Source organism: Streptomyces sp. NPDC002044, assembly GCF_040296725.1.
Lineage (GTDB): Bacteria > Actinomycetota > Actinomycetes > Streptomycetales > Streptomycetaceae > Streptomyces > Streptomyces antarcticus.
The window spans coordinates 1-21,405 of record NZ_JBEOXU010000011.1 but is presented as its reverse complement, the minus strand read 5'-3'; the positions used below and the strand labels follow the sequence as shown (position 1 = coordinate 21,405).

At 75.0% G+C, this 21,405-nt stretch carries 19 protein-coding genes; 4 read left to right on the top strand and 15 right to left on the bottom strand.

Translation table 11 applies throughout. The features are described 5' to 3' along the window. Positions 1-36: 36 nt before the first annotated feature. Entirely contained in the window at positions 37-648 is a 612-nt protein-coding gene (locus ABT106_RS05030; protein WP_351272433.1) for a DUF4352 domain-containing protein, read from the bottom strand. 177 nt (positions 649-825) lie between these two features. Here ABT106_RS05030 and ABT106_RS05025 point away from each other — a divergent pair, with 177 nt between their 5' ends. Then, positions 826-1,272, top strand: coding sequence for a DUF6299 family protein (locus tag ABT106_RS05025; RefSeq protein WP_351272431.1), 447 nt, complete (start codon positions 826-828; stop codon positions 1,270-1,272). A 48-nt stretch (positions 1,273-1,320) separates the two neighbouring features. On the opposite strand, the gene ABT106_RS05020 is transcribed toward ABT106_RS05025, so the two are convergent. The 5 genes from ABT106_RS05020 to ABT106_RS05000 are packed head-to-tail and all read right to left on the bottom strand — an operon-like array spanning position 1,321 to position 6,935. Continuing rightward, positions 1,321-1,521, bottom strand: coding sequence for a hypothetical protein (locus ABT106_RS05020; protein ID WP_351272429.1), 201 nt, complete (start codon positions 1,519-1,521; stop codon positions 1,321-1,323). A gap of 53 nt (positions 1,522-1,574) precedes the next feature. Continuing rightward, on the bottom strand, positions 1,575-3,662 hold the full coding sequence (locus tag ABT106_RS05015) for a SpoIIE family protein phosphatase (protein WP_351272428.1): 2,088 nt from the start codon (positions 3,660-3,662) through the stop codon (positions 1,575-1,577). Positions 3,663-3,676: 14 nt separating this feature from the next. Continuing rightward, a complete protein-coding gene (locus ABT106_RS05010) occupies positions 3,677-3,988 on the bottom strand; it encodes a hypothetical protein (protein WP_351272426.1) in 312 nt (103 codons plus the stop codon). 24 nt (positions 3,989-4,012) lie between these two features. Continuing rightward, complete coding sequence (locus ABT106_RS05005; RefSeq protein WP_351272423.1) at positions 4,013-5,296, bottom strand: NAD(P)-binding domain-containing protein; 1,284 nt, start codon at positions 5,294-5,296, stop codon at positions 4,013-4,015. A 25-nt stretch (positions 5,297-5,321) separates the two neighbouring features. Continuing rightward, positions 5,322-6,935: a carboxylate--amine ligase gene (locus ABT106_RS05000; protein WP_351272420.1), complete on the bottom strand. Its 1,614-nt coding sequence runs from the start codon at positions 6,933-6,935 to the stop codon at positions 5,322-5,324. Between the two features lie 150 nt (positions 6,936-7,085). On the opposite strand from ABT106_RS05000, the gene ABT106_RS04995 reads away from it, so the two are divergent. Then, entirely contained in the window at positions 7,086-8,627 is a 1,542-nt protein-coding gene (locus ABT106_RS04995) for a glycoside hydrolase family 26 protein (RefSeq protein ID WP_351272417.1), read from the top strand. Positions 8,628-8,659: 32 nt separating this feature from the next. Here the strand turns inward: ABT106_RS04995 and ABT106_RS04990 are convergent, their stop codons facing one another. The 9 genes from ABT106_RS04990 to ABT106_RS04950 form a co-directional block, all read right to left on the bottom strand. Further along, positions 8,660-9,802: a GNAT family N-acetyltransferase gene (locus ABT106_RS04990; RefSeq protein ID WP_351272414.1), complete on the bottom strand. Its 1,143-nt coding sequence runs from the start codon at positions 9,800-9,802 to the stop codon at positions 8,660-8,662. After that, on the bottom strand, positions 9,799-10,521 hold the full coding sequence (locus ABT106_RS04985) for a YveK family protein (RefSeq protein ID WP_351272411.1): 723 nt from the start codon (positions 10,519-10,521) through the stop codon (positions 9,799-9,801). The genes ABT106_RS04990 and ABT106_RS04985 overlap by 4 nt, the downstream gene beginning before the upstream one ends. 73 nt (positions 10,522-10,594) lie before the next feature. Next, positions 10,595-11,887, bottom strand: coding sequence for a glycosyltransferase (locus tag ABT106_RS04980; RefSeq protein WP_351272408.1), 1,293 nt, complete (start codon positions 11,885-11,887; stop codon positions 10,595-10,597). Beyond that, a complete protein-coding gene (locus ABT106_RS04975; protein ID WP_351272405.1) occupies positions 11,884-12,660 on the bottom strand; it encodes a polysaccharide deacetylase family protein in 777 nt (258 codons plus the stop codon). The genes ABT106_RS04980 and ABT106_RS04975 overlap by 4 nt, the downstream gene beginning before the upstream one ends. Next, positions 12,650-14,443 (bottom strand): murein biosynthesis integral membrane protein MurJ, encoded by a 1,794-nt coding sequence (gene murJ / locus ABT106_RS04970; protein WP_351272403.1) that lies wholly within the window; start codon positions 14,441-14,443, stop codon positions 12,650-12,652. The genes ABT106_RS04975 and murJ overlap by 11 nt, the downstream gene beginning before the upstream one ends. A 227-nt stretch (positions 14,444-14,670) precedes the next feature. Beyond that, complete coding sequence (locus ABT106_RS04965; protein WP_351272400.1) at positions 14,671-16,047, bottom strand: O-antigen ligase family protein; 1,377 nt, start codon at positions 16,045-16,047, stop codon at positions 14,671-14,673. Beyond that, positions 16,047-17,579, bottom strand: a complete 1,533-nt coding sequence (locus tag ABT106_RS04960) for an exopolysaccharide biosynthesis polyprenyl glycosylphosphotransferase (protein ID WP_502979217.1) — start codon at positions 17,577-17,579, stop codon at positions 16,047-16,049. Before ABT106_RS04960 ends, ABT106_RS04965 begins: the two co-directional genes overlap by 1 nt. Then, the gene (locus tag ABT106_RS04955) at positions 17,576-18,769 is read right to left on the bottom strand and encodes a glycosyltransferase (RefSeq protein WP_351272397.1); all 1,194 of its coding nucleotides are present in this window, start codon (positions 18,767-18,769) and stop codon (positions 17,576-17,578) included. The genes ABT106_RS04960 and ABT106_RS04955 overlap by 4 nt, the downstream gene beginning before the upstream one ends. A 19-nt stretch (positions 18,770-18,788) precedes the next feature. Further along, positions 18,789-19,883, bottom strand: coding sequence for a DUF3344 domain-containing protein (locus ABT106_RS04950; protein WP_351272395.1), 1,095 nt, complete (start codon positions 19,881-19,883; stop codon positions 18,789-18,791). Positions 19,884-20,354: 471 nt separating this feature from the next. On the opposite strand from ABT106_RS04950, the gene ABT106_RS04945 reads away from it, so the two are divergent. Together ABT106_RS04945 and ABT106_RS04940 are read left to right on the top strand one after the other, a co-directional pair. Beyond that, on the top strand, positions 20,355-20,765 hold the full coding sequence (locus ABT106_RS04945; RefSeq protein ID WP_267721697.1) for a rodlin: 411 nt from the start codon (positions 20,355-20,357) through the stop codon (positions 20,763-20,765). Positions 20,766-21,004: 239 nt separating this feature from the next. Next, complete coding sequence (locus ABT106_RS04940) at positions 21,005-21,238, top strand: chaplin (RefSeq protein ID WP_351272392.1); 234 nt, start codon at positions 21,005-21,007, stop codon at positions 21,236-21,238. The last annotated feature ends 167 nt before the right edge of the window (positions 21,239-21,405 follow it).

Sequence of the window (21,405 nt, the reverse complement as noted above, 5' to 3'; positions counted from 1 at the left end):
GCGCCCGGCCCTTTCACGGCCTTTCACCCGGGCGGGCTAGACCGCCCAGAAACCCCCTCCGGAATTCGTCTGCGTGTTCGCGTCCTGGTACTGGAGCCGGGCGATGGAGGCGTTTTCCGGAATTTCGAACACCACCCATCCCTCGGCCCGCTCACCCACCGCGAGGGAATCGAAGACGAGTGGTTTGCCGGTCGTCAGCTCGCCGGTGGGCACCACCGCGTGGCGCTGCCCCGCGCTGTCGTGCGCCCACATGCGTCCGAGCGCCCCGTACGAGTCCCCGCCGACGTTGACGAACGACATCGAGGCGGCCACCCAGCGCTTGCCCGCAGCCGGGGCGAAGTTCTTCTCGACGCTGACCGCGGGGTCCACGTACGCGTTCAGCACCGCCTCGAGGTGCCGTCCGACCTGCTGCCCGCGCACCCGTACGGAGTCACCCACCCGGGCGTCCTTCACGACGGGCCGCGCGGGCCCCCCGGCCCCCGGCTCCCCCTCGGCCCCCGGCGCCCCGTCGTCCACCGGGACGGCGGGCGCCGCGGCGGGCGCGAGCGCGGCACCCTCGGGGGCGCTCTGGCAGGCCGTGGCACCGAACAGGAGGAGCGGGAGCAGGGCGGCGGCGATGAGCGGGGCGGGGACGGCGGACTGGCGCATGCGGAATCCCTTCGGGGATGTATTTCGGTCAGTCTCACGCGCCCGAGCGGGCAATTGCACACACCGACACGAGTGTGCGGAGCCGCTTGCCGCCCATATGCCAGCACAATGCGTTCCGGCGGATTCCCGCCGACCGAATCCGCACCACGTCAACAGCCGCGTCCCTTTGGAGGAATCATGCGCGTTTCCCGCCCCCGCCTGGCCTTGGCGGCCCTTTCCGCACTGGCCGCCGCCACCGTTCTCACCGCCACCGCGAGCGCCGCCCACGGCGGTCAGGAGATTTCCGTACAGCGGGACGCGCGGATCGGTGGGGACGGCACCGTCACTCTTTCCGGGACCTACCGCTGCACTCCGCCGTCACCCGTGGGGACGGTTCAGATCGCCGCGACCGTCCTCCAGGAGGGCACCAGGCTGGGCTTCGGCGGCGGCGAGGCCGACTGCGACGGCGAGGTGCACCGCTGGGAGGCCACGGGCTCCCTGCGCCTGACGCCCGACGTCCGCCCGGGCGCCGCCGGCGCCCATGTCCGTCTTCAGGAGATCCGCCGCTCGGGCGGCCTGCTCCCCAGCTCGCTGCGCACCGTCGCGGAGGACCGCCGGGACATCGAGCTGCACCCGTCCCGCTGAGCGGCCCGGGGGACGCCACCGCTGACGCACCGGGTCCGGTAGCCGCCGCTACCGGCACTCGGGCGCGACGCCCGTCATCGACATGAACGCCGTCGACTGGCACCCGGGGTCCGCGTGCGGGCGCCCAGTCGTCCAGTCCACGACCGTCGGCACCCCGGCCGCCAGCAGGAGCAGCGCGAGGATGCCCGTCGTGGCGCCCCTGCCCAGCCTGCGCACGGGCGCTGCCCGGCCCGAAGACTTCCGTTCCATAGCCGCATCATCACCCTGCCCCCGGCGCCCCACAACTCGGCGTCACCGGATGGTCACCCCGCGCTCCGGGGGCTTCCCCCGGCGTCGAACTCGCACCACACCGCCTTGCCGTCGCCCCGGGACTCCACGCCCCAGTGCGTCGCCAGCGCGTCCACCAGCAGCAGGCCGCGCCCCGTCGTGGCGGCCTCGCCGGGGGTGCGCCGGCGCGGCCACACGCTGGAGCGGTCCTTGACCCACAGCCGGATCCGCCGGACCGGCTCCGGCAGCACCTCCATGGTCAGCACCGCTCCGCCGTCCGTGTGCAGCAGGGCGTTGACCAGCAGTTCCCCGGCCGCCAGCTCCACGTCGTCGGCGATCTCGGGCATGCCCCAGTCGTGCAGCGCCTGCCGCAGGGCGTGACGGGCCTCGGAGAGCCCCTCGGGGTCGGCCTGGTGGACGTACTGGTGGATGCGCGGCGCCCGGTGGGTGCCCGGGTCGGGGGCCCGGCGCAGCACCAGAAGGGCCACGTCGTCACCGGAGCCCCAGCGCTCCCACAGCCGGTCCAGGAGGTGGTCGGCGAGCGCCCCGGCCCCCTGCGGGCCGCTGCGCACGGCGTGCGCGAGGGCCTCCATGCCCTGGGTGATGGCGGTGCCGGGCTCCTCCACCAGGCCGTCCGTGCAGAGCACCAGCGTCTCTCCGGGGACGAGATCGAGCCGGGTCTCGGGGAACTCCTCCTGCGCGAAGAGCGTGGCCACGCCCAGCGGCAGCCCGCCGCGTACTTTGGGCCAGCCCGTACGCCCGTCCGTGTGCCGGATCAGCGGGCCGAGGTGGCCCGCGCGGACCGCCCGTACGCTCCCCGACTCCAGGTCCACCTGCGCGTACATGCAGGTCGCGAAGCGTTCGGTGTCCAGCTCGGCGAGGAACCGAGAGGCCCGCGCCAGCACGGTGGACGGCGAATGGCCCTCCCCGGCGTACGCCCGCAGCGCGATCCGCAGCTGGCCCATGATGGCGGCCGCGTGCGTGTCGTGGCCCTGTACGTCGCCGACCACGATGCCCACCCGGTCCCGGGGCAGGGAGATCACGTCGTACCAGTCGCCGCCGACCTCCCGCCCGCTCCACGCGGCGTGGTAGCGGACCGCGATCTCCCCGCCCGTGATCTCGGGGATCCGGCGCGGCAGCATCGCCGCCTGGAGGCCGGTGGCGAACTCCCGCTCCTGGTCGAACAGGAGCGCCCGCTGGAGCGACTGCGCCACGATGCCCGCGAGGCCCAGGCACAGGTTGCGTTCCTCCGGGCTGAAATCGGTGCGCCGCCGGTAGAAGAGCACCAGCCCGCCGATGGCCCGGGCCTGCGCGATCAGCGGCAGGTAGGCGGCGGCGTCGTACCGGATGCGGCCGAGGTAGTCCCGCAGCAGGGGGAACTCCTCGCCGAGCGCGGCCAGGGAGGTGACGAAGCGCGCCTTGCGGGTCAGGACCGTCTGCGACAGCGGCAGCGAGCCGTCCAGCCGGGTCGTGCTGCGCTCGCCGAGGATCTCCAGGGACTCCCCGCTCATCGCGATCATCTTCATGGTGCCGCCCTCGACGAGGCCGAGGGCCAGTCCGTCCGCGCCGAGCCGCTCCAGCGCGCCGGCCCCGGTCAGCGCGGCCGTGACGTCGTCGACCGTCACCGCCCGCGACAGGGCGTCCGTGGTCCGCTGCACGATCGTCGACTGCTGGGCGCGCGCCGACTCCAGTTTGCGCAGCTGCGTCGCCTGGGCCAGTTCGGCCGTGGCGTCCCGGACGATCCCCACGATCCGGCGGGCCCGCCCGTCCGCGTCCCGGAGCACCCGGCCCTGGGTGTGCGTCCACTGGTCGCGGCCGTCGCGGCGGTGCACCGTGAAGTACGCGCCGTACGTCTCGCCGCCGCTGTCCAGGACGGCCACCACCGTCTCGCCCAGCCGGGCGCCGTCCTCGGGCGGGATCCGTACGCCGAGCCCTTCCGGCGTGCCGTCGAACTCGGCCGGCTCCAGGTCGAAGACGGTCATCCCGGCCTCGTCCAGCGCCAGGGTGCCGTCGCCGAGGTCCCACTCGAAGCTGCCCATGCCGTTCAGCGCGAGCCGCTCGCCCGGTCCGGTCAGGGGGGACCGCCGGCGCTCCTCGGGGCTGTCGCGCTCCGCCGCTGCCATGAGACGCACACCCCCTAACGGCCGGGCCAGTACGGTTGCGAGATCAGCCGCTCCCACTCCTCGTCAGGATGCCCCGGAAGGGTGCGCCCGGCCTCCCGCCAGCGTGTGACGAGGGACAGGTAGATCGGCGGCTGGGCGGGGTAGGCGGGCGCCGCGTACGGGGCACGGTCGTACCCGGCGTTCGTCGCGTAGGGCGGTCGGTCGTACCCGGCGTTCGTCGCGTAGGGCGCACGGTCGTACCCGGCGGTCCTGCCCGGCGCGGGCTGTTCCCCCCGGCTGGCGGGGATCCGTACCCAGCCTCTGCCTTGTGCTCGCTCCCCGCTCATCGCGGACCCCTCTCACCGCGGCTCTCACCGCAGGTACGTCTTCGGATGCCCGGCCGTGGCGCGGTCGGTCCGTGCGGCGCCGGTGGAGCCCGGCAGCGGACCCCGGGCGCCGAGGCGCCTGCGGACTCCATCCACCAGTCTCCCCGCCGTGAAGCCCGCACCGTGCACGAATCGCATGGAAGGGCCGAATGAGGGAGCCGTCAGCAGCCCCGCGAAGAACAGTCCCGGCCACGAGGACTCGAACCCGGCGCTCAGCTCAGGCGTCCGGCTCTGCCCCACGGTCTCCAGCGCGGCCCGCAGCCCCGCGTCGAGGAGTTGGAGCCGGTCCAGGTCGGGGCTGAAGCCGGTCGCCGCGATGACGTGCGCGGCGTCCAGCACCAGCGGCTCCCCGGACGGGGAGGTCAGCTCCAGCCGGGTGCGGTCGCCCACCGCCGTCGCCCGGTGCAGCCGGTGCCCGAGCAGGGCCGGTACGCGCCGCTCGAAGCGGTCCCGCAGCCACCAGGCGCCCGCCGGGCCCAGCGCGGTCGCCGCGATCCGCTCCCGGGTGGCGGCGGGCAGCCGGTGCACCGCCCAGGGCAGCTCCGACCACACCCAGCTGCGCCAGCCGGTGCCCAGCCCGCTGTGCGGTGCGCGCAGGGCGCGCAGCGGGGGCCGGCTCAGGGGCTGCGGCGGCGTGTTCCAGTTCAGCCGGGCGCGCCGGGCCACCAGGCAGGGCCGGGCGCCCTGCTCGGCCAGCAGGGCGGCGGTCTCCAGGGCCGCCTGTCCGGCGCCGAGCACGGCGACCTCGCTCCCGGCGAAGCGGGCCAGGTCGCCGTGGCCGCTGCTGTGCGAGTAGTGCGCGGGGGGCAGGTCCCGCAGGGCCCGGGGGTGGTGGACGAAGGGCATCACCCCGACCGCGAGGGCGATCGTACGGGCGAGGAGCGGCGGTCCCTCGGCGGTGTGGACGCGGAAGCCGGCGCCGTGCGGGGTCACCTCCGTCACGGTCACCTCCTCCACCTCGGGCACGGCGTGGCGGGCGAACCACATCCCGTACGCGCTGAACGTTCCGATCGGCAGCGGAGTGCCGTGCTCCGCCGCCGTTCCGCGCGTGGCGCAGTAGTCGGCGAGCGAGTGCCGCCCGTCCGGTGCGGACAGGTTGGAGGACCAGGGCTCCGACTTCAGGTACATGCCGCCGGGCATGTGGTCGCGCCAGGAGGCCATCGGCCGCCCGAGCACGCGCACGCCGAGCCCGGCGCCCGCCGCGTGCGCGGCGATCGACAGCCCGTACGGGCCCGCGCCGATCACCACGAGATCGTCCGTCCGTGTCACAGCCGCCGTCCTTTCCTCTCCACGGTCAACGGGTCACCAGCTCGTCCGGCTCCGCCGGGGCCTCCGGCGGGGCCGGCCGGGAGGCCGCGGCGCCGCCCGCGGCGTCCGGCCGGTCGCGGCCGCGCTGGCGGGGGGCGCGGACCACCGCACGGGCGGTCCGGCGGCCGTGGGCGGGTACCCCGCGCAGGGCGCGCACGCCCTTGCCGGCGCCCCGGCCGAGGAAGGCGGCCAGCATCGCCAGGAACGGCAGCGGGTCGTCGGACGCGAACCAGGCCGCCTCGACCCGCCCCCGCTCGCCCCGCGGCAGCACCCGCGCGGGTCCCCGCCCCGCGGTACCCGCCGGCTCGGCAGCGGCAGGGGGCGGGGCGGGGGCCGCGGCCGCGGCCCCGGGCGCGGACCGGGGTCCGGCGACCACCGGCCCGGTCCGCCGGCCGGGGACCGCCTGGGCGCCGACGGCGGGCCGGACGGGAGGTACGGGAGGTACGGGAGGGGCCGGCCGGCCGGGGGGCACCCTCGGAGCGGCCCCCGCCGCGGGGGGCCTGGGGCCCGCCGGGAGGCGGCGCGGCAGCGACCCGCCCCGCAGCAGCGACAGCAGCGCGTAGTTCTCGGCGACGAACACCCGGCCCGGGCCGCCCGACGGCTCCGGGACCCGCTGCCCCGTCAGGTCCAGGTACATCGCCTGGACGACGTCCAGCCCGGACGCGTCCGTGAACAGCCGGAACTGCGCCCCCGGCCGGGGGTTGAAGTCCACCAGCCGGAAGGTGCCGCGCTCGTCCCGGCGGAAGTCCAGGTCCAGGATCCCCTGGTAGCCGAGGCGTTCGGCGAGCTTCAGCCCCGCCTCCTCGACCGCCGGGTCCGGCAGCCAGCGGCCCACCGCCGTCAGGCCCGTCCGCACCGGCCAGGACATCTCCTTGCGGCCCGAGCCGGCCAGCAGCGGGCGTCCGCCGCGCGCGAAGGCCCCGTGGAAGAACCAGTCGGTGTCCGGCCCGGCCGGCAGGAACCGCTGGAGCAGCAGCCTGCTCCCGGCCTCGGCCGAGCGTTCGTAGAGGCGGCGCGCCTCGGCCACGGTGTGCACGAGCTGGGTGCTGCGCAAGCCGTCGGCCCCGGCGGGCAGCAGCCACGGCCGGCTCCACTTGGCGATCACCGGCAGCCCCAGGCTCCACGCGGCCTCCGCCGCCTCCGCCCCGCTCGCCGGGATCACGGTCTCCGGGTGCGGGACGTCCCACCGCGCGCAGAGCCGGGACAGCTCCGCCTTGTCCGCCACCCGGGCGGGCAGGTGGTCGGGCTGATGGGGGATCCGGAAACGGTCCGTCAGGCCGGGGGCGATCCGGGACACGGCGATGGCGCTCAGATCGTCCATGGCGATGAGGACGGCGGGCCGCCCGATCCGCTCGGACACCCCGGCCAGGCACTCCCGCAGCGCCTCGGGCGCCTCCGGGTCCAACCCTCCGTCAGGTCCCGCGTGCACGGCGCGCAGATACCGCGAACGCCCCATGGGACCTCCCCCGGCCTCGACGACGGCATGGACCTCCACGCCCTTGCGGCCAAGGGATCTGACGGCGCCGAGGGTTCCGTGGTGGAACGGATTGCGATCGAGTCTGAGCAGGACGGCCGGCACATGGTTGGTGAACGCGTGCATGGGAACGGTGTCTTTCACCTAGTCGGACCAAGCGGGGAGGGTGCGCAGCTGCGAATGGCCTAGGCGGCGGTGACCGAACAGGCCATTCGTCAGATCTGATGTCTAACGTCTCTGGTAAGCACACCGATTCAGGAAAGCCCGGGAGACGCCATGCCCAGACCACGCCGCCGACTGGCGAGCACCTGCATCGGTACGGTCACGGCCGGACTGCTTGCGACCGGGGCCGCGCTCGCGGCACCCGAGGAGGACCGGCCCAAGGGCTCCGACATCGCCATGGGCGCCTATCTCGACTACGGGCCCCCCGGGGTGGCCCGCATCCCGCTCCTGTCGCGCTGGCTGGGCGGCAGGGAGATCCGGGTGGGGCACACCTATCTCCCGGGCGACCAGTGGGCGGGCATCGAGGGGAACGTGTCGTTCCTCGCGGACTGGGCCGCCTGGCGGCTGGCCGACGACGACCGGATGTTCGTCCTCAACGTGCCCATGCAGGCACGGAACGAGGAGCGGGTGCCCGACTACCAGGTGGCCCAGCTGATCCGGGCGGGCGCGGAGGGCCAGTACGACCGGCACTTCCGCAGGCTCGCCGAGAAGCTGGTGGCGCTGGACGTCCCGGACACGGTGATCGTGCTCGGCTGGGAGATGAACGGCACCACCTACACCCACCGCTGCGGGCCGGACCCGGAGGGCTGGAAGACGTACTGGAAGCGCGCCGTCAGCGCGATGCGGTCCGTGCCGGGACAGAAGTTCAAGTTCGATTTCGCCCCGAACCGGGGTACGGACGCGATCGGCTGGACCAAGTGCTACCCCGGCGACGACGTGGTCGACATCATCGGGATGGACTCGTACGACCAGGCTCCCGGCCGGACCTTCGACGACCAGATCACCCAGCCGTACGGACTCCAGCAGCACGTCGACTTCGCGAAAGCACACGGCAAGCGGATCTCCTACCCGGAGTGGGGGCTGTTCCGGCACGGGGACAATCCGGAGTACGTGCGCCGCATGCTGAAGTGGATCGAGCAGCACAAGCCGCTCTACCACACCATCACCGACTACTGCCCGCACGGCGTGTGGCAGTGCAAGCAGAACCCGGACTCGGCGAAGGTCTTCCGCGACGCGCTGACGCCCGAGAAGCCCGGCCCGGTGATCCCGACCCCGGTGATCCCGACGCCCGTGATCCCGACCCCCGTGGTTCCCACTCCCGTGGTTCCGACCCCGGTCGTCCCGACCCCGCAGGTCCCGACCCCCGAGATCCCCACCCCGCAGGTTCCCACTCCGGAGATCCCGAGCCCGGTCGCCCCGAGCCCGGTCGTGCCCAGCCCGCTCGTCCCCGCACCCGAGGTCCCGACTCCGCAGGTCCCGACTCCGCAGGTCCCGACCCCGGAAGTCCCGGCGCCCGAGGTCCCCTCGCCGGTCGCGCCGAGCCCGGTGGTCCCGAGCCCGGTGATCCCGAGCCCGGTCGTCCCGGCGCCCGAGAGCCCGGCGCCCTCGCCCTCGCCCGCGGCGCCGAGCCCGCTCGTCCCGACGCCCGCGCCCCTGCCCACGCCGCCCAAGCCCCAGCCGCCGAAGCCGCCGGCCAACAGCAAGCAGTGGTGCGTGCCGCTCAACTTCGGCGAGTGGCTCTCCAAGCTGGTCGGCAAACAGTCGGTCTGCGTCCAGGTCGACTGGAAGGACGGCTACGGTTTCTGGCCCTTCTAGCCCGGCCGGTCCGGCCGGCCCGGCCGGCCGGGTCACCGCACCCGCAGTTCGTTGAGCCGCGCCCGCCAGTCCCTGGCGGCCGGCAGCGCCTCCCGCAGTACGTCCACCGCCCGCCCGCGCCCCGCGAGCTGCGACTCGTGCAGCCGCAGCAGGGGCGCGAGCGCGGTCGTGGCCAGCAGGAACCGCTGGTTGACGACCGTCTCGGGCCGCCAGTGGTTCTTGTACGGCTCATTGCCGCGCAGGAAGCTGACCACCGGGCGGCCGTCGGCCAGCGCCCGGCCGGCCTCGTAGCGCAGCAGCAGCGTCGCCACGTCGACCTTGCGCGTGCGCAGGTCCGGGTCGGCGCCGTACAGGTAGCCGCCGCTCAGCCCGGCCGACAGCAGCGTCACGTTCGCCGCCACCACCTCGCCGTCGAGGCGGAACTCCGTCAGCCGGCCCTCCCCGGCCCGCACCATCCGCCGGGTGGCCCGGGTCAGGTGCTCGGCGAACCGGGGCCTCAGGTGCTCGGGGGTCACCCCGCGGCCGCGCCACTGCTTCTCGTGCAGCCGCAGCAGGGTCCGTACGGCGCGCGGCACCTCCTGCTCGGTGACCTCGTGCTCCTCGATCCCGGCCGCGTCGGTCTTGCGGAGCTTGGCCCGCACCCGCTGGCCCCCGGAGGCCGGCATCCGCTTGACCAGCTCGTCGAAGGGGAGCGTCGGCAACTCCATGCAGGTGGAGTCGGTGAGCTTGCTGCGGGCCCCCGTCCAGTGCTCGTACACGCCCTCCGCCGCGGCCCCCGGGCGCACCTCCCTCAGGTCGACGACCGCGCTCCGGGCGGCCCGGTGCAGCCCGCGGGCCAGCGCCGGGACGACCTGGCCGGCGTGCTCGGCGGCCACGAGCACGTCGAAGTAGTCGGTGATGTTGCCGCCGAGCGGCACCAGCAGCGGCAGCGGCCGGTGAACGAGCATCAGCGCGGCCGCGCCGACCAGCTCCCCGTCGCGCCGCACCAGGACGATCCGCAGCCGGCCCTCCTTCCCGTACGACAGCCACCAGGAGTGCAGCCAGGCGTGGCTCTGGAAGGGGGTGGCGGTGGGACAGCCGCGGACGAGCCGGTTCCACGGCTCCTCCAGCGCGGCGAACTGCCGGGGATCGCGGCACAGCGTCACCGCCAGGGCCCCGGCGGAGCCCGGACTCATCGCACGGACTCCTTCTCCTTGGTCTCGGCGTGGTCGCCCTGCGCCGGGAGCGTGGCGTACTCCTCGACCGGGGGCGCGCCCGCGGCGACGGCCGCGCCGGCCTGGTCCCGGCGCCGTCCGCGCGCCGGGCGGGCCAGCAGCCACAGCCCGCCCAGCAGACCGCCCGCGCACATCCCGACGGCGCCGCTGATCGGCGCGGACGGGGAGGCCGGGTCGGTGGGGGCCACGGCCTGGTTGAACAGCAGCAGCTGGACGCCGGTGTTCTTCGCGGCCTGATTGCTGCTCAGGGACAGCGCGTCCGCGACGGCGTTGGCGATGTCGGCGGCCTCGGCGGGGCTCTTGGAGGTGCCGGTGATGGCGATCATCGGGGACTCGGGGGAGGTCTCCGCCCGCACCTGGGTCCGCAGCCGCCGCACGGTGATGCCCGCGCGCGGCTGGGCGTACGCGAGGGTGGAACTGCTGGTGGCGATGCGGGCGTACGCCTGGGCGAAGCCCAGCGCGGTGGCCGGCTCGGTGGTGTCGTCGGGAACGGCGACGACGTAGCTGGTGGCAGCGTACTCGGGGGCCTTGAGCACCCCGTACGCACCGCCCGCGGCCAGCCCGAGCAGGGCGCAGGCGGGCAGCGGCCACCACGCGGGCGGCGGCACGAGCCCGCGACGGGCGGCCTTCTTCTTCTCCGAGCGGTGGTCGGGCTTCTTCTGGTCGGCGGTGTCGGCCATGGGCGTGCTCGCTTCCTGGGAGTGGAGAGAGTTCTCGGGGTCCCGGCCGTTCCCGTGGCCGGGGGTGTGCGGATCAGCCGGGCCCGGGCGCGCCGGCCCCGTTCCGTCCGGAGCGGGGGCGGGCCGGGTCCGGGGGCGCCGGGGGCGCCGGCGCGGGCCCCGGTGTCCTTGCCGGCAGCGGGGACGCGGCGGCCGGTACCGTCCGGGCCCGGTCCGCCGGCCCGGCCAGCGCGAGGGCGTAGACGTCCAGGAGCCGCTCCGCGCTGCGGGCGATGTCGTAGCGGCGGACCACGGGCGGCGGCGGCAGCCGTCGGGCGCCCGCCTCCATGTGGCCGCGCAGGGCCGCGACCAGCTCCTCCGTGCCGGTGCCGATACGCCGGGCGCCGGGCGCCTGGGCGGCCGGCAGGTCGTCGATGGCGGGACAGGTCACGTGCAGTACCGGCAGGCCCGCGGCCAGCGCCTCCACCACCGCCAGGCCGAACGCCTCCTCCCGGGACGGGGAGACGAAGACGTCCATGGCGGCCAGCAGCGCCGGGATGCCCGGGGTGCGGCCGTCGGCGCTGTCGCCGAGCGGGTCCCGCTCCCCCAGCAGGTGAATGCGGCTCTGCGCGCCCAGCTCGGCGGCCAGCAGCCGCAGCGCGGCCCGCTCCGGCCCGTCGCCGGCCAGCAGGAGGTGCGCCCCGGGCAGCGCGGCGACGGCCCGGACGAGGACGTCGAACCGCTTGCCCGGCACCAGCCTGCCGACGCCGCCGACGACGAAGGCCCGTTCCGGCAGCCCGGTGCGGGCGCGGGTGGAGCGCCGTACGCCCTCGTCGAAGCGGAAGCGGACGGCCTCGATGCCGTTGGGCACGACGTGCACCCGCGCGGCCGGCACCCCCCAGCCCTCCAGCCGGGCCGCCACGGTGTCCGAGACGGCCACGGTCGCGGCGCCGAGGCGCTCGCTGGCCAGGTACAGGGCCCGTACGCCGCCCGACAGCGCCCGGCCCTCGATCTCGCCCGCGCCGAGGGAGTGCTCGGTGGCCACGGTCGCCCCGACGCCGGCGAGGCGGGCCGCGAGCCGCCCGTACACGCAGGCCCGGTACAGGTGCGTGTGCACGAGGTCGTACCGGCCGCGGCGGATGAACTTCACCATCCTCGGCAGCGCGCCCAGGTCCCGGTTCCCGTTCATCCCCAGGTGGACGACGCGCACCCCGTCGGCGCGCAGCCCCTCGGCGACCGGCCCGGGGTTCGTCAGCGTCAGTACGTCGCAGGGCATGGGCAGGTGCCGCAGCAGCAGCCGCAGCTGCTGCTCGGCGCCGCCCACTCCGAGCCCGGTGATGATGTGGAGCGTCCGGGCCTCCCGCACGTCCTTGCGTACGTCCTTCACCGGCGCACCCCCCGCCGGAGCTCCCGCACCTGGTGGCGCAGCCGCTTGATCCGCAGCCGCGCCCCGCCGTCGGCCTGGCTGACGTGGGTGCGGGGCAGCGCGTGCCGTCCGGCGAGCGGGCCCGGGTCGATGGCGCAGGCGTAGCCGTACCCGGCGGCCCGTGTCGCGTCGACGACCCGGGCGTCGAGGTGCCCGTACGGGTAGCAGAAGCCCTCGGGCAGGGTCCCGGTCAGCCCGCCCAGCAGGTCGCGGCTGCTCCGCAGCTCCTGCGCGAGCACGTCGTCGTCGGCGGCGGTGAGGTCCTGGTGGAGCAGCCCGTGCGAGCCGATCTCCTGTCCGGCGGCGGCGACTTCGCGGACGCCCTCGGCGGTGAGGAGGCCCTTGCGCGGGCCCAGCGGGTCCCACACGTTGTCGACGCCGAGCCGGCCGGGCAGCACGAAGAGGGTGGAGGTGCAGTCGTGGCGGCGCAGCAGCGGCAGGGCCCGGGTCAGGAAGTCGGTGTACCCGTCGTCGAAGGTGAGGCCGACGAGCCCGTCGCCGCGTCCGGCGGCCCGGGCCCGGAGCAGTTCACCGACGGACACGCCGCGCAGGCCCCGGGAGCGCAGCCACAGCAGCTGGGCCTCCAGGGCGCGCGGGGTGACGGTGATCCCGTACGGGTCCTCGGCGGGGTCGGTGAACTCGGCGACCGAGTGGTACATCAGGACCCACGGCGAAGCGGCCCGTCGGGCGGGGACCACCACGGCGGCGGGAGCCGTGTCGGTGTCAGCGGACATTGCGGAACCTCTGCGTGAGCTGGGAGGAGAGCTGGGCGATCTGACCGGGCAGGGCGGTGACTTCGAGTGCGCGTATGGCCATGCCGGTGGCCCCGAACATGGCGGGGACGAGCAGGCAGCCGAGGGCGGCGCTGACCGTCGGGTCGGGGATCATCGGGCCGGCGATCCAGCCGGTGCCGCAGGCGGCGACGGCGGCGACGGCGAGCCGGCCGATGCTGACGGCGACCCGGCGGACCTGGATGGCGACGATCCGGGAGCCGAGGCCGGTGAGGAGGAGGACGGCGGTGGTGCTGATGCCGGCGGCGTTGGCGGCGGCGATGCCGTAGGTGCCCCACCAGCCGACGGCGAAGGCTCCGGCCACGATGTTGACGAGGAGTCCGGCGCCCATCGCGAGCGCCGGGAACCAGGTGGGCCGGGCGGTCGAGAAGAAGGGCCGGGAGAGCGCGCCGACGAGGCAGTGGCCGAGGAGTCCGAGTCCGTAGACCCGCATGACGGAGGCGGTGGCGAGGGTGTCCTCGTGGGTGAAGGCGCCGCGTTCGAAGAGGACCTGGATGATCTGCGGGGCGTAGCCGATGACGAGTGCGGTCCCCATCAGGACGGCGAGGGAGGCCAGCGCGAGGTCCTGCTCCACGCGGCGGCGGGCCTTCTCGCGCTCTCCGGCGGCCATGGCCTGGGCCACCACCGGGAAGGTGACGGTGCAGATCATCAGCGACAGCACCATCGGCATCTGCGCCACCTTCTGGGCGTAGTTCAGGTGCGAGATGGCGCCGGAGGGCAGGGAGGCGGCGAGGAACCGCTCCACCAGGACCTGGGACTGCCGGAACACCGCGAAGAAGATCACGGGCGCGATGAGGCCGAAGGCGATGAGGGTGGGCCGGTCGCGGTCGCGCTGGCTGCGGGGGGCGCGCTTGGCCCGGGCCGGCCCGAAGCCGACGTTCCGGATGAAGGCGGGCAGTTGGACGAGGACCATCAGCAGCCCGCCGACGGCGACCCCGGCGGCCGCCGCCCGCACCCCCCACAGGGCGTGCAGGGCGAGCATGGTGCCGATGATGCCGACGTTGTACGAGACGTAGATCGCGGCCGGCGGTACGAACGACCGGTGCGCCCGCAGCGCGGCGCTGAAGTACCCGGCGATCCCGAAGGTGAGCACGGTCAGCGCGGTCAGCCGGGTGCACTGCACGGCCAGCCCGGGATCGGGCAGGCCCGGCGCGAGGACGGCGACGACGAGCGGCGCGGCGACGATGAGCACGGAGGCGACGGCGGCGAGCAGCACCGCCAGCCGCGGCAGGGTCGCCGCCACCAGCATCCGCACGGGGTCCTGCGCGCGGGCCTCCTTGCGGGTGAGCCCGGCCCGGCCGGCGGCCCGCCGGGCCAGGGCGTGGCTGAAGGCGGGGACCATCAGCAGCGCCATGGCGTCCTCGATGAGGAGCGTCGAGGCCATCTCCGGCACGGTCCACGCGATGAGGAAGGCGTCGCTGTCGTGCCCGGCGCCGAAGAGGTGCGCGATGGTCTGGTCGCGTACGAGCCCGAACACCGCCCCGGCGGCGGTGAGCCCGGCGGTGACGGCGGCGGCCTTGGCGAGGAACCGCCCCAGCGGCGCGGGCGCGTTCCCGCCCGGCGAGGCGGGCGTCCGCGGGGGCGCGGCCGCGGCGGCCCGGCGGGTGGCGGCCCGGCGGGTGGCGGTCCGGACCCCGGGGGCGGCGCCGCCCGCGTACCGGGCGGGCCCGGCGGGCCCGGCGGGCCCGTACGCCCCGGCGGCGGGCTCCTCCGCGCCCCTGGGCACGACGCGCACGCTGCGGGGTTCCGCGGCGGCCCCGGGGTGAGCGCCGGGGCCCCGGGCGCCCTGGCGGCGGACACGGTCCCGCGCGGCGGGCCCGGCGGGCTCCCCCGGCGGCCGGTCCGGGTCCGGGGCGGCCGCCGGGCCGGCGGTGAGGTCCGGGGTCCCCGGCACACGGGTGGGGCCCGCCCCGGCCGGAGGGCCGGAGGCGGGCCGCCAGGGCGTGGTGTCCGTCACCGGCCGGCCGCAGCCGAGGCGGTGCGCGGGCCGGCCGCAGGGCCGCCGCGCCCGGCCTCGGTGTCCCGCGGGGGAAGGGCCCACCAGGCGGCCAGGCCGATGATCACCCCGGTCAGGACGGTGGACGGTCCGCCGATGTCCGCGTAGAGGAAGTCGGTCAGCTGCCAGGCGAGCAGGCCGACCGCGATCAGCCCGCAGTCCCGCGCCGGCCCGCCGCCCGCGAGCCGTCTCAGGCCCGCGACCAGCAGCGCCGCCCAGCCGCCCACCAGGGCGGTCAGCCCGATCAGGCCCTGCTCGCTGAGGATCAGGAGGTACATGTTGTGCGGGGACAGCAGCGGCTGGCGGACGTACGCCTGCCCGGCCCCGGCGGTGTCGCTGCCGGAGGACAGCCCCAGCGAGGAGTGCCCGTCCCGGTGGGCGGGGAACCCCTTGAGGCCCACCCCCGCCGCCGGCCGCTCGCGCCACATCGACTCGGCGGCGGCCCACATCGTGTAGCGGTCGGTCACGGACTGGTCGGGGGCGCTGGAGACCTGGGTGATGGAGGTCAGCCGCTCCGCGACCATCTCGGAGCCGACCCCGAGCCCGCCCACCAGCACCACACCGGTCGCGGCCAGCGCGAGGAGCACCGTCAGCGCCCGCCGGATCCCGGCCAGCAGCATCACCAGCACGGCCGCTCCCAGGGTGGCGATCCAGGCGCCCCGGCTGAACGACAGAACCAGCGGCAGGGCGAGCGCGAGCGCCGCGCCCGCGGCCGCCCGGCGGACCGTGCGGGGCAGTCCCGGCGCCAGCGCGGCGGCGGTCGCCACGATCAGCCCGTACGCCACGACGGTGGCCATGCCCATGACGTCACCGGGGCCGAAGGTGCCCACCGCGCGGATGTCCTCGCCCTGGTACGAGGCCCCGGTGCGGGTCGCGAACTGCACGACCCCGACCGCTCCCTGGACCAGCGCCAGCACCACGAAGCACCCGGCGGCGATCCGGAACTCCCCGGCGTCGCGGACCAGCAGCACCACGGCCGCCGGGACCAGGACGAAGACCTGGAGGTAGCGCACGAAGCCCGGCAGGGCGGCGTACGGGTCGCCCGCCGTCACCGTCGCCACCGCGAGCCCCACGGCGGGCGTCCCGAGGACCAGGACGCCCAGCGGGCTCAGCTCGCGGACCCGCCCGCGCAGCGCCTGCACCGCGCAGACGAACACCAGCAGCAGCGAGGCGGCGTCGGCCGGTCCCACCTTGCCGGAGGCGGTCGCGTCGCCCGCCGGGAGCGGGGCGAGCAGGAACAGCACGGTCGCGGCGAGCGGCAGCAGCGGCCAGTGCCGGCGCAGCAGGTCCGGCAGCCCGGACCGTACGCGGTGCGGGGACACGGCCAGGCTCATCAACTGCCCCCCAGCCGGAAGCGGAAGAAGGAGGCCGCGGTGCGGGCGAGGATCCACAGGTCCTGCCACAGCGACCAGGTGTCGATGTAGTGGTTGTCGAAGCGGGCCCGGTCCTCGATGGAGGTGTCCCCGCGCAGGCCGTTGATCTGGGCGAGCCCGGTGATGCCGACGGGCATCCGGTGACGGGCCTCGTAGCCGGGGTGGACGGTGGAGAACTTCGCGACGAAGAAGGGCCGTTCGGGCCGCGGGCCGACCAGGCTCATGTCACCGCGTACGACGTTCCACAGCTGCGGCAGCTCGTCCAGCGAGGACTTGCGCAGGAAGGAACCGACCCGGCTCATCCTGCGGTCCCCGGCGACCGTCCAGCGGGTGGCGGACTCGTGGGCGTCGGCGCGCAGGGTGCGGAACTTCAGCAGGGTGAAGGGGCGCCCGTACAGGCCGGCCCGTTCCTGCCGGAAGATCACCCCGGGACCGTCGCAGGTCCGTACGGCGAGCGCGCACAGCGCCATCACGGGTGCGGCGGCGACCAGGGCGAGCAGGGCGAGCGCGGCGTCGATGCCCCGCTTGGCCCAGCGCTCCAGCGGCCGCGCGGGGCGGGGCAGCAGCGGCTGGACGGCGTACCCCCACAGCTGGTCGGCGGGGTGCGCCAGCCGCATGCCGGTGACCTTCGCGGTTCCGGCCGGGTCGGCGAGCCAGAGCCGGCAGCCGTGGTCGTGGAAGAGGCGGACCAGCGAGGCCGTGCGCTCGTCGGCCTCCGGCGGGCGGGTGAACACCGCGTGCCGCACCGAGTTCTGGATGACCGCGCGGCGGACGTCCTCGTGGGTCGCGAGGACCGGCAGGGGGCCGGCGTCCGCCGCGTCCCCGGGGGCGGTGCCGGCGAGGCCGACGGGCCGCAGCCCGTACTCGGGGCGGCCGTGCAGGGCGGCGGCCACCGCCCCGGCCCCGGCGCCGGGGCCGACGACGAGCGCGGAGTCGGGCCTGCGGACGGCGGTGCGGCGCCGGAGCTGGTTGACGACCCCGCGGCCCGCGCACGCCAGGACGACCTGGAGGCAGACGGCGGTCAGCAGCGCGGCCCAGCCCAGGGCCCGGCCGGGGGCCACGGCGGCGACGACGGCGGCGGTTCCGGCCCACAGGACGGCGGAGCGCCCGGCGAGCGCGGGGAGTTCGAGGAGGGCGGAGGGGGCCAGGCGCGGCCGGTACAGCCCGGCCTGCGCGTGCAGCGCGGCCAGCAGCACGGCGGCGGGTACGGCCGCGGCGGCGGGCAGCGCCGCGGTACCCAGCGGGGCGGCGGCGGGCAGGGCCGCCGCGGTGAGGACGGCGGCGAGGGCGTCGGCGGTGAGCAGCGGGAGCACCCCGTCCCGGCGGCGGACCCGCTGCGGCCGCAGGGCGGGCCGGGCCAGGCCGGCCCGGGGCCCGCGCGGGGGGTGGATGGCGGCCCGGGAACGGCGGACGGCGGTGGTCGCGGCGGCCGCGCCGCCGTGCCCCGTGCCGCCCTGCCCGGTGTGCCGGGCGGGTGCGCTGTCCATCGTCATCGGCTGATGCGCTCCTGGTTCAAGGGCCGGGGCCTGCCCAGCAGTTCGTGGTACAGACTGGTGACCGCGTCCGTGGTCCGCCGCACATCGAATTCGGTCCGGGCGTGCTGCCGGGCCTGCTCGCCGAGTTCGGCGAGGAGCCGCGGTTCGGCGAGGAGCCGTCCCAGGGCCTTGGCCAGGGCCGTCGGGTCCTCCGGCGGTACCAGGCACAGCCGTCCCTGGCCGGACGGCAGGCTCTCCCGGGCTCCGCTGACGTCCGAGACCAGGACCGGGCGGCCGCAGGCCATGGCTTCGAGCGGGGCGAGCGCCATGCCTTCCCACCGCGACGGCAGTACAACGAGATCGGCGGCCCGAAGCCACGGTCGGATGTCGGGGGCGGGGCCCGCGAAGAGGACTCCGGGCGGCGCGGCGCGGCGCAGCCGCTCGGTGTCGGGGCCGTCCCCGACGAGTGCGAGCCGGGCCCCGGGGACCGTGCCCAGCACCTCCGGCCAGGCCCTCAGCAGGACGTCCTGGCCCTTCTGCGGGCAGATCCGGCCGACGCACACGACGAGCGGTCCGTCGCCCCGGAAGGCGGCGGGCAGCGGCAGTCCGGCCCGGGCGCCGGCGCGGACGGGGCCGGGGTCGGGGTCGGGGCCGCCGGGACCGAAGTGGTCGAGGTCGACGCCGTTGCGGATCACCGACCAGCGGGCGGTGATCCCCTCGGTCTCCCCGGCGCGGCGCTCGGCCTCGCTGACGCAGAGCACCCGGTCGGCCCAGCGGGCCCCGTACCGCTCCCAGCGCAGGGCGAGCGCGCCGGTGGCCCCGGAGACGGCGTCGAAGGACCAGGCGTGGGGCTGGAAGACGGTGGGTACGGATCCGCGTGCGGCGAGCCGGCCGGCCAGTCCGGCCTTGGCGCTGTGCGCGTGCAGCAGGTCGGGGCGGACGTGGCGGAGCAGCCGCCGGGCGCCGATCACCTCGGCGGGCAGTCCGGGCCCGGGGGCCCGCCCGGCCCGCCAGGTGAGCACCCGCGCACCGGCTTCCCGGGCGGCGTCGGCGAGGAACCCGCCGGGCGGGCAGCCGACGACGGCGCGCAGGCCCGCGGCGCTCTGCGCGCGGACGAGGTCGACGACGACGCGGGCGACCCCGCCGTCGACGGGCTGGACGAGGTGGAGGACGGTCGGCAGGTGACCTGCCAAAGGCTGTGTGGGCACGTGGAGTGGTCCCCTGGGTTCAGCGGCGCGCGTCTGTCTGTACGAAGAGCACACCGAGGAAATGACCCTGACTTTCGCCCGTGAACCTGAAGCTCAGACTGCGGGCACCACCGGACAGGGCGGGACTCAAATCGAACACGTCCGCGTCATATCCGAGATTATTCATATGTTCGGGCTGTCGCACGAACGAGTGATGCCCGAATTCCGTGATCGTGGAATTCATAACATCATTAAAAGGATTTTCTGAGTCGCTGAGATTGACCCTCCGACCGCTGTCCGACGTCACGGTGAGCGAGTCCCCGAGGACACCGCGGTCCCCGTCGTACCCGACCACCCCGACCCGCCCCGCGGCGCCGGGCGGTGCGTCCAGACCCTCGACCTCGACGATCCCGTCGGCGGCCCGGGCCGCCAGCCCCTCGAAGCCGTCCCACAGCGAGATCCGGCGCACCGGCTCCCGCGGGTGCTCGTAGGCGACGACCAGCGTCCAGCCGCCCCAGGCGCCCACCTCGGAGTGCCCCATGGCGATGTTGAGCTGGGCCACCGTCCACATCCCCGCGCCGCCCTTGCGGACCAGCGGGGTCACGTCCGCACTGGCCTGGTAGGCGTCGCTGCCGGCGTCCACGCGGTGTCCCATCACCGTGTCGGCGAGGACCTCCTTGTACGCGCCGCCCGGCTCGGCGACCAGTACCCGGCCGTTGTCCTGCGGCGGCTTCTGCTCGCCGACGCGCAGGTTGCCGCCCCAGTAGAGGCGGGCGTACGCGACCTTCGCGCCCTGCGGCACCTTGAGCTCGGCTCGGGTGGAGTTGTAGGTGTCGGGGTCCTTGTCGACCTCGCTGTAGAACATCTCGAAGTCGCCGTTGACCCCGGCCGCGCCCCGCTTGACCTCGGCGCACGGCTCGGCGTCCGGGGACTCCTCCCGGCGGCAGCTGATGCCGGAGTTGGAGGCCCGCACCAGCCCGCCGTGGAGGACGGCCTGGTAACGCTCGGTGAACGGGACCCGGGCCAGCTCCCCGGGGGCGGGAGCCCCCGCGGCCAGCGCCGGGGGAACGTACGGGGAAAGTGCGAGGCAGGACAGCAGACCGAGCGTGCCGAGGATTCTGCGGGAGGAACCCATGACCCTGTCTCCATTTTCGATCAAGGGGACAAAACAGGAGTGAACTTTGTCAGAAATCAGGCCGGAAATCACGTCGGACTCGCCTGTACGGCCTTTTGGGCGATAGCGCGCACCCTCATAGCGAACGGGTCGTTATCGCATGCACCATTGTTCGAACGAAAAGGAAAAACGGAGAAGGACGCGCCGTCCGCGGCCGGCGGACCGCTCACCCCGGCGCTCCCCCGGACCCCGGCGGCGGCCGCACCCCGGATCCCCGACACCGCCCGGCGAGCGCGCGCGGCGGATCCGAGCACCCGATCGCCTCGTGCACAGCCCCCGTTCGGCGGCTTCCGCGTCAACATCCGGGCACCGGAACGTCAACCTCGCCGTCCGAAACTTCGGCATCCGGGTGAAGCCACGCAACCCAAACAGGGTCCGGGCCGTTGATCCGAGTGCTCCGGTACCGGGCAATCCTGCAAAAAAGGGACGACAATGATCAAGAAGATGATGGCCACGGCAGCGGTTGCGGCCTCGGTCGTGGGCATGGGTGCCGCCATGGCGCCGCAGGCGATGGCCATCGGGAACGACAACGGCGTCAACACCTCGAACGGCAACAACGCCGCGCAGATCTACGGCAACCAGGCCACCTACGGCAACATGAGCCCGCAGATGGCGCTGATCCAGGGCTCGTTCAACAAGCCCTGCATCGCCCTCCCCGCGAAGGCCAACGTGCAGTCCGTGCTGGCCCTGGTCAACGTCGGCGTCCAGGACATCCCCGTCCTGTCCAGCCCGCAGAACCAGCAGTGCACCGAGAACTCCACCCAGGCCAAGGGCGACGAGGCTCTCTCGCACATCCTCAGCAACATCCCGGTCCTCTCGGGCAACGTCTCCTCCGGCAGCTGACCGAACGGTCCGCGCCAGCGAGGCCGCCGCACCCACGGGTCGCGGCGGCCTCGCCGCGTGTAGGGCCCGGCCCGGCCGCCCGCACGAATAGCGACGCATATCAACCGGCGGCCCTATTTCCAGCCGGGCATCGGGGTGAATTGCCGAAGCGTCGCCAAAAACATGCGGTTTCTTTTCCGGAACCCGCTCGTTGTTATTTCTGCAGTGGATACGCCTCTGCGGGAAAGGATCGAAATCAAATGATGTACAAGAAGGCACTCGTGCTGACCGCCGGCGTTCTGATGGCCGCCGGTGCCGCCTCCCCCGCCATGGCCGACGCCGGTGCCTCGGGCCAGGCCGTGGGGTCCCCCGGCGTCCTGTCCGGCAACCTGCTCCAGGTCCCGGTGCACGTCCCGGTCAACGTCTGCGGCAACACCGTCAACGTGATCGCGCTGCTGAACCCCGCGTTCGGCAACACCTGCGTCAACGCCTGACGAAGCGCCTGCGCCCGCGAGGGCGGACCTCCTCGGAGGTGGCCCCGGAGTGCACGGCGGTGCACTCCGGGGCTTCGTCGAGGACCAGCCCGGCGTGAAGAACCCGGTCGACGTCGAGGTCCTGCCCGGTCCGCTGGCCATCGGTCCGCAGGGCGGCAACCCGGCCG